General features: G+C 72.2%; 14 protein-coding genes and 1 tRNA gene. 8 read left to right on the plus strand and 7 right to left on the minus strand.

Annotated elements, in window-relative coordinates:
• Nucleotides 1–42 precede the first annotated feature (42 nt).
• A complete protein-coding gene (locus ACSU6L_RS23470) occupies nucleotides 43–639 on the plus strand; it encodes a histidine phosphatase family protein (RefSeq protein ID WP_437059735.1) in 597 nt (198 codons plus the stop codon).
• Nucleotides 640–645: 6 nt separating this feature from the next.
• On the opposite strand, the gene ACSU6L_RS23475 is transcribed toward ACSU6L_RS23470, so the two are convergent.
• Nucleotides 646–2,088: a tetratricopeptide repeat protein gene (locus ACSU6L_RS23475; RefSeq protein ID WP_437059737.1), complete on the minus strand. Its 1,443-nt coding sequence runs from the start codon at nucleotides 2,086–2,088 to the stop codon at nucleotides 646–648.
• A gap of 322 nt (nucleotides 2,089–2,410) precedes the next feature.
• Here ACSU6L_RS23475 and ACSU6L_RS23480 point away from each other — a divergent pair, with 322 nt between their 5' ends.
• Both ACSU6L_RS23480 and ACSU6L_RS23485 read left to right on the plus strand, forming a co-directional pair.
• Nucleotides 2,411–2,848, plus strand: a complete 438-nt coding sequence (locus ACSU6L_RS23480) for a hypothetical protein (protein WP_437065020.1) — start codon at nucleotides 2,411–2,413, stop codon at nucleotides 2,846–2,848.
• 72 nt (nucleotides 2,849–2,920) lie between these two features.
• The gene (locus tag ACSU6L_RS23485; RefSeq protein WP_437059739.1) at nucleotides 2,921–3,790 is read left to right on the plus strand and encodes a spermidine synthase; all 870 of its coding nucleotides are present in this window, start codon (nucleotides 2,921–2,923) and stop codon (nucleotides 3,788–3,790) included.
• 21 nt (nucleotides 3,791–3,811) lie between these two features.
• On the opposite strand, the gene ACSU6L_RS23490 is transcribed toward ACSU6L_RS23485, so the two are convergent.
• Nucleotides 3,812–4,339: a hypothetical protein gene (locus ACSU6L_RS23490; protein WP_437059741.1), complete on the minus strand. Its 528-nt coding sequence runs from the start codon at nucleotides 4,337–4,339 to the stop codon at nucleotides 3,812–3,814.
• 138 nt (nucleotides 4,340–4,477) lie between these two features.
• Between ACSU6L_RS23490 and ACSU6L_RS23495 the strand changes: the two genes are divergently transcribed.
• From ACSU6L_RS23495 to ACSU6L_RS23505, 3 genes are all read left to right on the plus strand, one after another.
• Nucleotides 4,478–5,197 (plus strand): response regulator transcription factor, encoded by a 720-nt coding sequence (locus ACSU6L_RS23495; protein ID WP_437059743.1) that lies wholly within the window; start codon nucleotides 4,478–4,480, stop codon nucleotides 5,195–5,197.
• Nucleotides 5,194–6,603: an ATP-binding protein gene (locus tag ACSU6L_RS23500; RefSeq protein WP_437059744.1), complete on the plus strand. Its 1,410-nt coding sequence runs from the start codon at nucleotides 5,194–5,196 to the stop codon at nucleotides 6,601–6,603. Before ACSU6L_RS23495 ends, ACSU6L_RS23500 begins: the two co-directional genes overlap by 4 nt.
• A gap of 116 nt (nucleotides 6,604–6,719) precedes the next feature.
• On the plus strand, nucleotides 6,720–8,192 hold the full coding sequence (locus tag ACSU6L_RS23505) for a glycoside hydrolase family 18 protein (RefSeq protein ID WP_437059746.1): 1,473 nt from the start codon (nucleotides 6,720–6,722) through the stop codon (nucleotides 8,190–8,192).
• A 112-nt stretch (nucleotides 8,193–8,304) separates the two neighbouring features.
• Here ACSU6L_RS23505 and ACSU6L_RS23510 read toward each other — a convergent pair whose 3' ends face one another.
• From ACSU6L_RS23510 to ACSU6L_RS23525, 4 genes are all read right to left on the minus strand, one after another.
• The gene (locus ACSU6L_RS23510; RefSeq protein ID WP_437059748.1) at nucleotides 8,305–9,756 is read right to left on the minus strand and encodes a GH1 family beta-glucosidase; all 1,452 of its coding nucleotides are present in this window, start codon (nucleotides 9,754–9,756) and stop codon (nucleotides 8,305–8,307) included.
• Nucleotides 9,757–9,868: 112 nt separating this feature from the next.
• Nucleotides 9,869–10,774 carry a carbohydrate ABC transporter permease gene (locus tag ACSU6L_RS23515; protein ID WP_437059750.1) on the minus strand — a complete coding sequence of 302 codons (906 nt, stop codon included), beginning with the start codon at nucleotides 10,772–10,774 and terminating at the stop codon, nucleotides 9,869–9,871.
• An 11-nt stretch (nucleotides 10,775–10,785) separates the two neighbouring features.
• Nucleotides 10,786–11,805: a carbohydrate ABC transporter permease gene (locus ACSU6L_RS23520; RefSeq protein WP_437059752.1), complete on the minus strand. Its 1,020-nt coding sequence runs from the start codon at nucleotides 11,803–11,805 to the stop codon at nucleotides 10,786–10,788.
• Nucleotides 11,806–11,810: 5 nt separating this feature from the next.
• Nucleotides 11,811–13,130 (minus strand): ABC transporter substrate-binding protein, encoded by a 1,320-nt coding sequence (locus ACSU6L_RS23525; protein WP_437059754.1) that lies wholly within the window; start codon nucleotides 13,128–13,130, stop codon nucleotides 11,811–11,813.
• A 354-nt stretch (nucleotides 13,131–13,484) separates the two neighbouring features.
• Between ACSU6L_RS23525 and ACSU6L_RS23530 the strand changes: the two genes are divergently transcribed.
• Together ACSU6L_RS23530 and ACSU6L_RS23535 are read left to right on the plus strand one after the other, a co-directional pair.
• A complete protein-coding gene (locus ACSU6L_RS23530) occupies nucleotides 13,485–14,540 on the plus strand; it encodes a LacI family DNA-binding transcriptional regulator (RefSeq protein WP_437059756.1) in 1,056 nt (351 codons plus the stop codon).
• A gap of 96 nt (nucleotides 14,541–14,636) precedes the next feature.
• Nucleotides 14,637–15,122, plus strand: coding sequence for a hypothetical protein (locus tag ACSU6L_RS23535; protein ID WP_437059758.1), 486 nt, complete (start codon nucleotides 14,637–14,639; stop codon nucleotides 15,120–15,122).
• 60 nt (nucleotides 15,123–15,182) lie between these two features.
• On the opposite strand, the gene ACSU6L_RS23540 is transcribed toward ACSU6L_RS23535, so the two are convergent.
• Nucleotides 15,183–15,255, minus strand: a tRNA-His gene (locus ACSU6L_RS23540).
• Nucleotides 15,256–15,288 lie beyond the last annotated feature (33 nt).

Raw genomic sequence — 15,288 nt, forward strand, 5'->3', positions numbered from 1 at the left:
ATGGAGGGGTCACGCCTCTGGTTTCCCTGGGAAAGGTCGTCCATGGCACCGCGCATCCTGCTGGCCCGGCACGGACAGACGGAATGGTCGCTGTCCGGCAAGCACACCGGCAGGACGGACGTGCCGTTGCTCGAGGAGGGCCGGTGCGGCGCGAAGCTGCTCGGCGAGCGGCTGCACCGGGCGCCGTTCGACGGCCTGCCCGGTGTCGAGATACGCACCAGCCCGCTCTCCCGCGCGCGTGAGACCTGCGAACTCGCCGGGTTCGGGGACCGCGCGCAGACCTGGGACACGCTGATGGAGTTCCACTACGGCGCCTACGAGGGCATGACCCCGGCGGAGATCCAGGCGGTCCGCCCCGGCTGGCTCATCTGGCGCGACGGGGTGCCCGAGGGCGAGACGCTGGTCGAGGTGGAGGCCCGCGCGGACGAGGTCGTCGCCTGGGCCCGGGAGGCCGACCGCGACGTCCTGGTCTTCGCCCACGGGCACATCCTGCGCACCATCGGCGCGCGCTGGCTGGGCCTCCCCATCGCCTTCGCGTCCCGCATCCGCCTCAATCCGACGTCGCTGTCGGTACTGGGCTGGGCGTACGGCGAACCGGCGATCGAGAGCTGGAACGACGTGGGGCACCTGGCGGGATAGACCCGCTCACGCCGTCCGCCGCGCCCCCGCGTGGCGTTCCAGGAACTCCGACACCCCCGACGCCCGCCGGTGCGGCCCCAGCAACCGGGCCGTCCCCGCCAGCATCGTCTGCACCCGCGACGACTGCACCTGGTCCAGCAGATCGAGCACCCGCATCCCCGCCGCCGCGGCCTCGTCCGGCCGCCCCCCGCGCGCGAGGTCGTCGGCCAGCTCGGCGGTGTACAGCGCGATGTTCCGGGTGAAGTGCGGGTCCTGCAGCTGCGCGGCCCGTCCCGCGTGCCGCGCGGCCCGCGGCCAGTCGCCCAGCGTCGACCAGCACTGTGCCTCGAGTCCTTCCAGCTCGGCCTCCCCGTAGAAGCTCATCCACTCGGGGTCGGCGTCCGAGGGGCCTCGCCCGAAGAGGGCCTGCGCGCGCGTCAGGGCCTGTTCGCAGCCCGCGCGGTCCGCGAGCCCCGCCCAGCCGCCCGCCTCGCGCAGCGCGAGCAGCGACATCAGCCGGGCCGAGCCGAGGGGGCGCGCGATGCGCTGCGCGGCCTGCGCGGCGCGCACCGCCTCCCGGGGGCGCCCGGCGTCGCGCGCGAGGAAGGCCGTGTTGCAGAAGGCGTGGGCCTCCAGCGCGTCGTCCCCCGTCATCCGCGCGGTGGCCAGCGCTTCGGCGTAGTGGGAGCGAGCGTCGTCGTACCGCCCGGAGTCGTGCGCCAGCCAGCCCACGGAGATGGCCAGTTCACCGGCGCCGGAGTGCAGCCGGTCGGCGGTCGCCTGCCGGGTCGTGCCGGCGTCCAGCAGCGCGTAGGCGGCGCGCAGGGGGGCCGCCGCGCGCCGGTAGAGGCCGTCCGCGCCGTGCCGGTCGTCGAGCAGCCGGATCCGGCGTACGGCGTCTTCCAGGGCGCTCGCCTCGCTCGCCCCGACGCGGCGGACGGGGCGTTGTGCCGCCTGCGCGTCGAATGCGAGCCCGAGGGGGCCCAGCGAGGCGGCGGCCACGGTGGCGCCTCCGCCCGTCATGAATGCGCGACGCAGCACGTCGCTCTCCTCGTAGTTGATGTGCGTGTCGTACGGGTCCTGCGTGTCATACGTCTCGTACGCCCCGCGCGTCTCACCGGTGGTGTCCGCCGGGGCCGGGTCGTACACGGGGGGCGTGTCGGCGGCGGCGCGCGCCCCGCGTCCGCGTACGGACGAGCGGGGCGCGAACCCCAGATCGGTGAGCGTGCGGCCGGGGAACATGTGCAGGAACACCCGCTCGTACGCGTAGTTGGGGCAGCGGATCTCGCCCGCCTCCACCCGGCCGATGTAGCGCGCGTCACAGCTGACCCGCTCGCCGATCTCCCGCGCGGCCCGCCGGACCGCCGCGGCGAACTCGGCGGGTGAACGCCGTCCGCGCAGCTGCCGGAAGGCGGTGTTCGGCCGCGGGGGCCGACTGGGCTGAGACGAGGTCACCGTTGACGACGCCATGGCCGGGTCCTCTCGTGCGAACCGTCGAACCATGCCGGACGCCTGGCGAGTTGACCCGAGTTTGACCCATGTGACGTATGTCTGGCTTTATCGGTGTCAGGCCCTGTTTCCGGCGGGCAAGAACGTACCTGCTGTTACGGCTTCGGCACGCAGTGTTTAGCTACAAACCGGATATGTCATCCGCGATCTGCCATGAACTGCCATCCTTTGCGGCGCACTTCCGCCGTAGCTGTTGACGCCGCCGCGCGTTGAGCACGACGGACCGGGAGCCGCCCGACTCCCGACCCGCTCGCCCAAGGAGGATTCCGTGGTGGAGGCCGGGATGGAGACCAGCCAGAGAATCGATCCTCGTACGCCGCCGCCCGCGCCGCACACCGCGTGGGACCTCGTGACGGTGCCGGCCCGGCAGGGGCTGGAGGCGGTCGACATCCTGCGACGCGGTGACGGCGACGGCGTGGGCCCCGTCCTGCACGACGACGACGGCGACACCCTCGGCTTCCTGGTGCCGCCGGGCACCGCGGCCGGCTGGGACGTACCGGGCAGCACCTGCACCGAGACGAACGGCCGCGGCCTCAGCCTCGCCCCCGAACCGCCGGCCGCGGGCACGGCAGGCGTGGGGAGCGTCGCAGCCGAGCCCGCCGACTGCACCGGCTGGCTCCTCCCGCCCGGTGAGGCCGACCTCGCGACCGACCCCGTGGTGCTGCGCCGGGCCCTGGGCGAGGCGGCCCGGATGATCGAGGCCGCGGACAGCTGCCGCTGAGCGGCACGACCGGCGGGCGGGGGCCGGACGGCCGCCTGCGCTGATCCCGTCGTATCCCCCGATAATGGGTTGATGGGAAAGTCCAGGAACCCCCGGCGGGCGCCGGCCGCCGCCGACACCGTCGTCGAGACCGTCGACGGCGGGCTCGCGCAGCTGATACCCGACCGCGACCGGGCGCGGGCCTGGACGCTGCTCATCGACGGGGCACCGCAGTCGCACGTCGACCTGGACGACCCGGCGTACCTGTCGTTCGAGTACCAGCGGCGGCTCGGCCATGTCATCGACCTCGCCGCCCCGCCCGGCAAGCCGCTGACCGCCGTCCATCTCGGTGGCGGCGCCTTCACGCTGGCCCGTTACGTCGCCGCCACCCGCCCCCGCTCCACCCAGCAGGTCGTCGAGAAGGACGCGCCACTCGTCCAACTGGTCCGGCGGGAGCTGCCCCTGGCACCGAACGCCCGGATCCGGGTTCGGTCGACGGACGCCAGGGAAGGCCTCGCCAAGGTGCCGGACGGCTGGGCCGACCTGATCGTCGCCGATGTGTTCAGCGGCGCCCGGACCCCGGCCCACCTGACCTCGACGGAATTCCTGGACGAGGTCCGCAGGGCCCTGAAGCCCGGTGGCCGCTACGCCGCCAACCTGGCCGACGGCCCGCCGCTCGCCCACCTGCGCGGCCAGATCGCCACCGCGGCCGCCCGGTTCGCCGAACTCGCGCTGGTCGCCGACCCTGCCGTACTGCGCGGCAAACGGTTCGGCAACGCCGTCCTCGTCGCCTCCGACCTGCCCCTGCCGATCGCCGAACTGACCCGCCGCGCGGCCTCCGACCCGCACCCCGCGCGCGTCGAGCACGGCCGGACGCTCACCGACTTCACCGGCGGGGCCCTCCCGGTCACGGACGCGGCGGCGGTCGCCTCGCCCGCACCCCCGGCCTCCGTGTTCCGCTGACGGACCGGCCTCCCACGAGGCTCAGTACGTGCCGATCTCCACCCGCGGCGGGCCGTCGTGCCAGGTGCAGAACACCGAGACCCGGTCCGCGCCGGAGGTGAACTCCACCCGGATCCACGTCTCCGTCTTCCACACCTGCATCGACCAGCCCGCCCCCGGCGTCGCCGTCACCAGCGTCGCGGAGCGCTCACCCAGGTCGAACACGGCCCTGCCGCCCTCGGTGGTGTAGCTGCGGACCCGCCCGGAGGCGGTGGCGGACGGCGAGGGGGACGCGCTCGGGCGGGCCGTCGGGGTGCGGGAGGGAGCCGGGTCCGGCGCGGCGGCGGTCGACGATCCGGCGCTCCGCGACGGCTCCGGGCGACGGGTGCTCGCCGAGGTGGCCAGGGGCTTGTCCGACGCGGGGGTGGTCTCGGCCGAGACGACCGGCAGGGCACGCGGCGGGTCGTACGCCGTGCCCGCCATCACCGAGTGGACGCCCCACCACGACAGCGTGGTCGCCGCGCCGGTGGCGAGCGACCAGGCCAGTACGTGTACGACTCCTCTGAGCATCGCGGCCATACTGCACCACGACCGCCACCCCTGTCCCACCGGTCACGACAGTCATGAGGCGTCGGAGGGTTTTCCACAGCGCGTCAGTTGTCCACAGGCGCCGGACCGGTCCCGCTCGCATGGCGTACGGTGCGGCGCATGGCAAGTGTGCTCGTGGTCGAGGACGACCAGTTCGTACGCTCCGCGCTCATCCGGCATCTCACCGACGCCGCACACACCGTGCGCAGTGTCGGTACCGCGCTGGAGGCGCTGCGCGAGGTCGCTCATCACCGATTCGATGTGGTCATCCTGGACCTCGGACTGCCCGACCTGGACGGCTCCGAGGCCCTGAAGATGCTGCGCGGCCTCACCGACGTCCCTGTGATCATCGCCACCGCCCGGGACGACGAGACGGAGATCGTGCGGCTGCTCAACGCGGGCGCGGACGACTACCTCACCAAGCCGTTCTCCGTCGAGCACCTGTCCGCGCGGATCGCCGCCGTACTGCGCCGCTCCCGCGCCGCCACCGGCGAGACCCCGCCGTCCCCGGTGCTCCGGGTCGGCGGACTGACCGTCGACCCGCTGCGCCGCCAGGCCGAACTGGACGGCGCGCGGCTCGACCTGACCCGCCGTGAGTTCGACCTGCTCGCCTTCCTGGCCGGCCGGCCCGGGGTGGTCGTCTCCCGCCGGGAACTGCTCGCCGAGGTCTGGCAGCAGTCCTACGGCGACGACCAGACCATCGACGTCCACCTGTCCTGGCTGCGCCGCAAGCTCGGCGAGACGGCCGCCCGGCCCCGCTATCTGCACACCTTGCGCGGCGTCGGTGTGAAGCTCGAACCCCCGGCCGTGGAGCCGCCGGTCATGGAGCCGTCCCGATGAGGTGGGCGCTGGTCAAGGTGTCGCTCGCCGTCACCGCGATGGTCGTCGTGGCCTTCGCCGTGCCGCTCGGGCTCGTCATCAGGGAGATGGCCCGCGACCGCGCCTTCTCCAACGCCGAGCGCGACGCCGCCGAGATCGCCCCCGCGCTGTCCATCACCACCGACCGTGCCCAGCTCGAACGCGTCGTCGCCTCCGCCGGCTCCGACGCCGGGATAGCCGTGCACATACCTGCGGCCGACGGCAGCGCCCCCGTCGAGATCGGGCGGCAGCGGGCCGACGACGCGGACATCACCACCACCCGCGACCTGGGCCGGGCCTCCACCGCGGACGTGCCCGGCGGATCGGCGCTGCTCCAGCCGGTCGCGCTCAGCTCCGGGAAGTTCGCCGTCGTCGAGGTGTACATCCCCGACACAGCGGTCACCAAGGGCGTCGGCACCGCCTGGGCGGTGCTCGCCGGGGTCGGCCTCGCGCTGATCGTCGGCTCCGTCGCGGTCGCCGACCGGCTGGGCGTGCGGATGGTGCAGCCCGCGCAGCGCCTGGTCGAGGGGGCGCGCGAGCTCGGCGACGGCAAACTGGGCGCCCGGGTCCCCGAGGAGGGGCCGACCGAACTGCGGCTCGCCGCGGTCGCGTTCAACTCGATGGCCGACCAGGTCGTCCAGCTCCTGGCCAACGAGCGGGAGCTGGCGGCCGACCTCTCCCACCGGCTGCGCACCCCGCTGACCGTGCTGCGCCTCAACGCGGCCTCGCTCGGCGACGGCGCGGCGGCCGAACAGACCAGGGCCGCCGTGGCCCAGCTGGAGCGCGAGGTCGACACCATCATCCGCACCGCCCGCGAGGCCAAGCCGCAGACCGCCGCGGCCGGTCCGGGCGCCGGATGCGACGCGGCGGAGGTGGTGCGCGAGCGGATGGCGTTCTGGTCGGCGCTCGCCGAGGACGAGGGCCGCAAGGTGCGGCTGGCCGGCGTGGAGCGGCCGGTGCGCATACCCGTCGCCCGGGCCGACCTCGCCGCCGCGCTGGACGCGCTGCTCGGCAACGTCTTCCGGCACACCCCGGAGGGCACCGCCTTCGCGGTCGACGTGCACAACGGCGAGGACGCGGTGATCGTCCTGGTCTCGGACGCGGGCCCCGGCATACCCGACCCCGAGGCGGCGATGGCACGCGGCCGGGGCTCCGGCAGCGACGGCTCGACCGGCCTCGGGCTGGACATCGTGCGCCGGCTCGCCGAGTCCACCGGCGGTGACGTGCGGATCGGCTCCTCGGTGCTCGGCGGCACGGAGGTGCGGATCTGGATCCAGCTGGACGGGCGGGAGCCGGCGCCGTCGCGGCGGGGTCACCGAGGGGCCGTACGACGGCGCAGACCGGGCAGGACAGCCGTCGGCTTTAACCGGTCCCGATCCCTTCCTTAAGCGCACCCTAAGATCCGCAACCCCGGTCCGGATCAGGCGATTTGCCGGATTCCGGATCGCTAGCGTGCTGCCGCACCCGACCACACAACCCCGTGAACAGTTAAGGCAGGCACGCGATGAGCACGCACCGGCGCAGGATCAGCGGCAGGAACAAGGCGATCGGGGGCGTGGTCGCGGCGGCCGTGGCGGGCGGCGGGGCCGTCCTGTTCACCGGCACCGCGCAGGCGGCCGGCGTCGGCGCCGCGTACACGAGGACCAGCGACTGGTCGACGGGCTACACCGCGCAGTACGTCGTCACCAACGACAGCGGCAAGGCGAAGGCCGACTGGACCCTGGAGTTCGACCTGCCCGCCGGGTCGAAGCTCGGCTCGCTGTGGAACGGCGAGTCCAGCGTCAGCGGCCGGCACATCACCGTGAAGCCCCCGAAGTGGGACGCGGACGGCCTGGCCGTCGGCGAGTCCGTCACCGTGGGCTTCGTCGTCAACGGCTCGGGGGACCCGACCGGCTGCCGCATCGACGGCACGAAGTGTTCCGCCGACGGCGGTGCCACCCCGGAGCCGACCGGCCGCCCCACCCAGTCCCCGACGCCCACCGCGACAACGTCCCAGAGCCCCTCCCAGACCCCGGCCCCCACCTCGACCCCGACGCCCACCGCCACCCCGAAGCCCTCGGAGAGCACCGGCACCGGCAGCCCCGCCACCGCCGGCTTCGCCCCGTACGTCGACACCTCCCTCTACCCGGCCTTCGACCTGCTCGCCGCCGCCGACGCCACCGGCGTGAAGGACTACAACCTCGCCTTCGTCACCGACGGCGGCGGCTGCACCCCGAAGTGGGGCGGCGTCACCGACCTGGCGAGCGACGCGGTGGCCGCGCAGATCGGCGCGCTGCGCGCCAAGGGCGGGGACGTCCGGGTCTCCTTCGGCGGCGCGGCCGGCTCCGAGCTGGCCACCGCCTGCTCCTCGGCGGACGCGCTGGCGGCGGCGTACGGCAAGGTCGTGGACGCCTACGCGCTCACCAAGGTCGACTTCGACGTCGAGGGCGGCGCGCTGCCCAACGCGGCCGCCAACACCCGCCGCGCGCAGGCCATCGCCAAGCTCCAGAAGCAGCACCCGGACCTGGACGTCTCCTTCACCCTCCCCGTCATGCCCGAGGGCCTGACCCAGGACGGCGTGAACCTGCTCGCCGACGCCAAGAAGAACGGCGTCGCGATCGACACCGTCAACATCATGGCGATGGACTACGGCCCGGCGTACAGCGGCGACATGGGCACCTACGCCGAGCAGGCCGCCACCGCCACCCAGGCCCAGATCAAGAGCGTCCTCGGCCTGTCCGACAGCGCGGCGTGGAAGACGGTCGCGGTCACCCCGATGATCGGCGTGAACGACGTGACCTCCGAGATCTTCAAGGTCGACGACGCCGCGCAGCTGGTGGACTTCGCCAAGGCCAAGGGCCTCGGCTGGCTGTCGATGTGGTCCGGCACCCGCGACAAGCAGTGCGCCGGCGGCGCGCAGAACCACGCCGACGCCACGTGCAGCTCCATCGTCCAGGAGAAGTACGCCTTCACGAAGGCGTTCGCCGCCTACAAGTAAGCCCCGGCCCCAGGCCCCCGCCCGGCAGCCGGCTCCGGCCCCCACGAGAAACGCGGGGCGCGACACCCCCCCACGGTGTCGCGCCCCGCCCCCTTTCCCAAGGGCCCCCGGGTCAGGCGCTCTCGGTCGCCGGCTCGGGCAGCGCGCCGGAGCGGGCCGCGCGCCCGTACCAGAGGGCGCTCGACTTCGGGGTGCGCTCCAGCGTGGAGTAGTCGACGTACACCGCGCCGAACCGCTTGCCGTAGCCGTACGCCCACTCGAAGTTGTCCATCAAGGACCACAGGTAGTAGCCGCGGACGTCGGCGCCGTCCGTGATCGCCCGGCGGACGGCCGACAGGTGGCCGTGCAGGTAGGCGATCCGCTCGGGGTCGTGGACGCGGCCCTCCGGGTCGGGCTTGTCGTCGTAGGCCGCGCCGTTCTCGGTGATGTAGAGCGGCAGCCCCGGGGCCTCCCGGGTGTAGCGCATGATCAGGTCGTGCAGGCCGGTCGGGTCGATGGTCCAGCCCATCTCGGTGCGCTCGCCCGGCGTCTGGTGGAACGCCACTTCGTCGGCGCCCGGCCACGGCGAGTGCTCGCTGGCCCCGTGACCGTCGGCCCGCGGGCCCTTCGCCGACGGGTCGGCCGCGGAGACCAGGGTCGGCGTGTAGTAGTTGAGGCCCAGCGCGTCCAGCGGCTGGTTGATGATCGCCAGGTCGCCGTCCTGGACGTACGACCAGTCGGTGACCGACGCCGTCGCCGCGAACAGGGTCTCCGGGTAGGCGCCGTGCAGCATCGGGCCGTGGAAGACGCCGTTGGCCAGGTCGTCGATCTTCCGCGCCGCCGCCAGGTCCGCCGGGTCCTGCGAGACCGTGCGGACGACGGAGGAGTTGAGGGAGACCGCGACCGAGTTGCGGGCCGGCATCACCGAGCGCAGCGCGGTCGCGCCGAGGCCGTGCGCCAGGTTGAGGTGGTGCGCGGCGCGCAGGGTCGCCGCCGGTTCGGTGCGGCCCGGGGCGTGCACACCGGAGCCGTAGCCGAGGAAGGCGCTGCACCACGGCTCGTTGAGGGTGATCCACTGCTCGACCCGGTCGCCCAGGGCCTCGCCGACGATCTGCGCGTACTCGGCGAAGCGGTAGGCGGTGTCGCGCTCCGGCCAGCCGCCCGCGTCCTCCAGCTCCTGCGGCAGGTCCCAGTGGTAGAGGGTGACGGCCGGCTTGATGCCGTGCGCGAGCAGCTCGTCCACCAGCCGGCGGTAGAAGTCCAGGCCGACCTGGACGGCGGGGCCGCGGCCGGTGGGCTGCACCCTGGACCAGGAGATGGAGAAGCGGTACGCGGTGAGGCCCAGCTCCGCCATCAGGGCCACGTCCTCGCGGAAGCGGTGGTAGTGGTCGACAGCGATGTCACCGGTGTCGCCGCCGGCCGTCCTGCCCGGCGTATGGCTGAAGGTGTCCCAGATCGACGGGGTCCGGCCGCCCTCGCGGACCGCGCCCTCGATCTGGTAGGCGGAGGTGGCCGCGCCCCAGAGGAAGGCCGGGGGGAAGGAATCGGGGGTAGCCGGGGTCGCCGGATTGACGGGCTCAGGCATGGAAGCGCTCCCAATGGGGTCGTGGAGACCGACGTGGAAAAGGTGGGGGAGAGGGGGGAAGTGAAGGAGGGGCCGAGGCTGCGGTGACCCGGCCCCCTGGGAGAAACAGGCGTCAGCCCTTGACCGCGCCCTGCATGATGCCGCCCACGATCTGCTTGCCGAAGATCGCGAAGACCAGCAGCAGCGGCAGCGTGCCGAGCAGCGCGCCCGCCATGATCAGGGACTGGTCGGGGGTGTAACCGCGGCCCAGGCCCGCCACGGCGACCTGCACCGTGGGATTGCCGGTCTGGGTCAGCACCAGGAACGGCCACAGGAAGTCGTTCCAGGTCTGCACGAACATCAGCATGCCCAGCACGGCCATCGCGGGCCGCGCCGCCGGGAACACCACGTGCCACACCACACGCCAGCTGCTCGCGCCGTCCATCCGGGCGGCCTCGATGATCTCGTCCGGCAGCGCCTGGATCAGGTACTGCCGCATGAAGAACACGCCGAACGCGCTCACCAGCGACGGGAAGATCACCGCCTGGAGCTGATCGGTCCAGTCGAGCTTGGCAACCATCATGTACAGCGGGATCACGCTGAGCTGCGGCGGAACCATCATCGTGCCGACGACGATCAGCATCAGGGCGTTGCGGCCCTTGAAGCGCAGCTTGGCGAAGGCGAAGCCGGCGATCGTCGACAGGAAGACGATGGTGACCGCGGAGATCCCGGCCACGATGGTGGTGTTGAGGAACGCCTCGCCCAGGTTGGCATCGGTCCAGGCCAGTTCGAGGTTGTCGAAGAGGTTGGCGCCGAACCAGAGCGGCGGCGGGGTCTCGGCCAGCCGGTTGTTGTCGCGGGAGGCGGCGATCGCCGTCCACACCAGCGGGAACAGCGAGCCGATGGTGAACAGGGCGAGGATCACGTACGCGACCGGGCCGGCGTGCATCTGCCCGCCCGCGCGCGCGGACCGCGGCCGGCGCGAGCGCTTCGGCTGCTCCTCGATGTCCGGATCCGGCGGAGTCAGTGTCGTCGTCACGGCCGGTTCTCCTAACTACTGGCGCGCAGCCGGCGCGAGATGACGTAGTTGACGATCCCGATCAGGATGAGGATCAGGAACATCGTCCAGGCGATGGCGGAGGCCCGGCCGAGGTGCTGGTTGACCCAGCCCTGCTCGTACAGGTACAGGCCGAGTGTCTGGAACTGGTGCTGGGACCCGCCCGAGGCGCCCTTGTTCGCGTCGAACAGCAGCGGCTCGCCGAACAGCTGCGAGGCGCCGATCGTCGAGACGACCGTGGTGAACAGGATGGTCGGCCGCAGCGACGGCAGCGTCACATGGAAGAACTGCTGCCAGCGGTTGGCGCCGTCGAGCGCCGCCGACTCGTACAGGTCCTGCGGGATCGCCTGCATCGCCGCCAGATAGATCAGCGCGTTGTAGCCGGTCCAGCGCCAGATCACGATCGTCGACACGGCGACCTGGGAGGCCCAGGTCTCGTTCTGCCAGTCGATGTTGTCGATGCCGACCATGCCCAGCGCCCAGTTGATCATGCCGTAGTCACGGCCGAAGAGCAGCACGAAGACCAGCGAGGCGGCGGCGATCGAGGTCGCGTACGGCGCGAGCATCACGACCCGGTAGAAGGTCGAGGCGCGCAGCTTGTAGTTCAGGATGTGGGCGAGGCCCATCGCCATCAGCAGCTGCGGGACGGTGGAGATGATGCCGATGGTGAGGGTGTTCTGCGCCGCGTTCCAGAAGAACTCGTCGTCGAAGATCCGGGTGTAGTTGCGCAGCCCGACCCAGTTCATGTCGGTGGGCGCGGTCAGCTCCACCTGGTGCAGCGAGGCCCAGCCCGTGTAGATCAGCGGGAACAGGCCGAAGGCCACGAACAGCAGGAAGAACGGGGAGACGAACGCGTACGGGCTCCAGCGGACGTCCCGCTGCCAGCGGCGGGACAGCCGGGTCCGTCGGCGCTGCTCCTTCTCGGCGGACGCGGGGTCGCCGGCCGGGCGGCCCGGGGCCGCGCCCCCCTCCTTGGAGGGGGCCGCGGCGGCGGTGTCGTGCCCAGTGGTCATACGGGTCACTGGTCCAGGTTGTTGTCGATGGTCTTCACGGCCGTCTCCCAGGCCTCCTCGGGCGACTTGCCCTGGGTGACGAGGATGACGCCGTTGTCGGTGAGGCCCTGCTGGATGATCTGGTCCTTCGGGCCGATCACCTGGACGGGGGCGTTCTTGGCGGCCTCGGCGAAGATCTCGCCGATCGGGGCGTCACCGGTCATCTCGTTCTTGCCGCCGGTGACCTCGGGCATCGTGTACGCGGCCGGGGTGCTCGGGAAGCCGCCCTGCACCTTGAACAGCTTGGCCTGCTGCTCCGGCGCGGTCAGCCAGGCGGCCAGCTTGGCGGCCTCCTCGGTGTTCTTGCCGGACTTCGGCACGGCCAGGAAGGAGCCGCCCCAGTTGCCGGACTTGGGCGCCTGGGCGACGTCCCACTTGCCCTTGGACTCCGGCTTCGACTTGCCCTTGATGGTGCCGAGCATCCACGGCGGGCAGGAGACCGCCGCGAACTTGCTGTTGGCGATCGTCTGGTCCCAGGCCGGCTGGAACTGGGTCTGGTTGCCGAGCAGTCCGTCCTCGGCGGCGGCCGCGGTGAGGTCGAAGGCGTCCTTGACGGCCGGGTTGGACTTGTAGATGACCTTGCCGGAGGAGTCGTAGAACCGCTCGGTCTCACTGCTGAGGATCGCGTTGATCAGACCGCCGGGAGAGTCCATGAAGTAGGTGCCCTTGGGCGCCTTCTTCTGGTAGTCGCGGCCGACGTCGACGAACTTCTCCCAGTCGCCCGCCCACAGCTTGCCGACCTCCTCGCGGTCGGTGGGCAGCCCGGCCTTCTCGAAGAGGTCGGTGCGGTAGCAGATGGCCATCGGGCCGACGTCGGTGCCGAGGCCGATCGTCTGGCCGTCGGAGGTGGTGGCCTGCTTCCACTTCCACTCGAGGTAGTCGCCCTCCTTGCCGTACTTCGACAGGTCGAGCAGCTTGGACGACTGGGTCGCGACGACCTCGGCGATGTTGCCAACCTCGACGGCCTGGATGTCCATCAGGCCGCTGTTGGTGGTGAGGTGGTTGACCAGCGCCGGGTAGTAGTTCTCGTTCCGCTCGGTGACGTTCTCCTTGATGGTGATGTCCGGGTTGAGTTTCATGTACTCGTCGTAGAGACCGGCTTCCTTGAAGCCCATCGTCCCGAAGAGTCCCAGCGTGATCGTCGTCTTGCCGCCGCCGTCGCCGCCGTTCGACTGGCCCGACTCGTTTTCGCCGTCGTCGGCACAGCCGGCCAGCAGCCCGGCGCCCAGCGACGCGACGGCCGCGAGGACGACCGCCTTGCGGCGGGTACGGGTAGATGCTCGCATTGGGTCCTCCAGTTGCCCTGACGTGCCGACCCCCCGGCCAGAAATACTTGGTTGGTCCCGTGGTGCGTGGTGCTGCGTGGGTGTCCCGTGGTGCTGTGTGACGCTGCGGCTCGGGCGGGGAACGTGCGGGTTGTGTATGTGCCAGGTAGTGTGGGAGCGCTCCCATCGGTGATGTGTTGAAGGTTCGTGGGTTCGAGCGGGGGTGTCAAGGGAGCGGACGCGGAGAACTGCGTTCAGTTATCGGCCTGTTAACTGGAATCCGGGAACCGGGATCACCCCCGGTCCGTCGGCGCCAGATGGCCGGGGCACTGTTACATTCCAGGCCAACGGGTGTACGACGGGAGGGCGAAGCCCATGGCAAGCCACGGAGCGCGGGGCCGCAGCGGCGGCCGGCCGACCCTGGAAGAGGTCGCCGCACGCGCCGGAGTCGGGCGGGGCACGGTCTCCCGGGTGATCAACGGCTCGCCGCGGGTCAGCGACGCGACCCGCGCGGCCGTCGAGGCGGCCGTCGCGGAACTCGGCTACGTCCCGAACACGGCGGCCCGCGCCCTCGCCGCCAACCGCACCGACGCGATCGCGCTGGTCGTCCCGGAACCGGAGACGCGGTTCTTCGCGGAGCCGTACTTCTCGGACATGCTGCGCGGTGTGGGCGCGGAGCTGAGCGAGACGGAGATGCAGCTCCTGCTGATCTTCGCGGGCAGCGACCGCGAGCGTCAGCGGCTCGCCCAGTACCTCGCCGCGCACCGCGTCGACGGCGTCCTGCTGGTCTCCGTCCACGCCGACGACCCGCTCCCGGACCTCCTCGCCCAGCTGGAGATCCCCGCGGTGATCAGCGGTCCCCGCTCGGCCGCGGAGACCCTGCCGTCGGTGGACTCCGACAACTACGGCGGCGCCCGCTCGGCCGTCGAACACCTGCTGTCCCGCGGCCGCCGCCGCGTCGCGCACATCACCGGCCGCCTCGACGTCTACGGCGCCCAGCGCCGCGTCGACGGCTACCGCGACGCGCTCGCCGACGCCGGTCACCGGGTCGACGAAGGGCTCATCGAGGCCGGCGACTTCACCGAGGAGGGCGGCCGCCGCGCGATGGCCGCCCTGCTGGCCCGCCACCCCGACCTCGACGCGGTCTTCGCGGCGTCCGACGTCACCGCGGCGGGCGCTCGGCACGCCCTGCGCGAGGCCGGCCGCCACATCCCCGACGACGTGGCGCTCGTCGGCTACGACGACTCCGCGATCGCCCGGCACCTGGACCCGCCCCTGACCAGCGTCCGCCAGCCCATCGAGGAAATGGGCCGCCGCATGATCGACCTCCTCCTCACCGAGATCGCGGACCGCCGCCCGGCGGCGTCGCGCGGCCTGGAGCGCAGGCAGATGGTGCTGGCCACGGAGCTGGTGGAGCGGGCGTCGTCATAGCGGAGGGGCGGATCCCGTTCCGTCTCCGCCGCGGGGCGGAGACGCGCTGCCGCAGCGGACGATGTGCGGCCGGCCCGCCCGGGCCAGCATGTCCGCATGACGACAGCGACCGCCCCCGCGCCGGCGCCCCTGTGGGCCCGCCGCGCCGCCCACGCCATCGCCCTGTGCGCGCTCCCGTCCGGCCTGTGGCGCATCGCCATGGCGTCCGGGATATATGTCGGCTACAGCGACCGGGTCCTGCGCGACGTCTTCGGCATTCCGGGCTGGGGCGTCGCCTACGTCGTCGGCCTCTCCGTGCTCGCCGAGCTGGCCGCCCTGGCACCGCTGCTGCTCGTCAGCGACCGGTGGCGTCCGCTGCGCCCCCGGACCCTCGGCACCGTGGCCTGGATCACCTCGGGCGTCCTGATCCTGGTGGCGCTGTGGCAGCTGGTGGTCGCGTTCACCGTCGGGAGCCGGACGTACATGTCGAGCGGCACGGCACAGACGGTCTGGGCCCTGGCGTTCGCCCCCCTGTGCGCCATCCCGTTCCTGATGACGGCGCTGAGCTGGTCGTACACGAGGCGGCACCGGACGGGGCCCTGACGTCGGTGAAACGCAATCAGCCGGTGACCCTCTTCCGAGGGCCACCGGCTGATTACTCAGGGTGAGTGACGGGACTCGAACCCGCGGCATCCTGGACCACAACCAGGTGCTCTACCAGCTGAGCTACACCCACCATGACCGGCGGTGGACTTTGTCGTTTCCCCGA

It is taken from the genome of Streptomyces sp. enrichment culture, from assembly GCF_964272855.1.
Classification (GTDB): Bacteria; Actinomycetota; Actinomycetes; order Streptomycetales; family Streptomycetaceae; genus Streptomyces.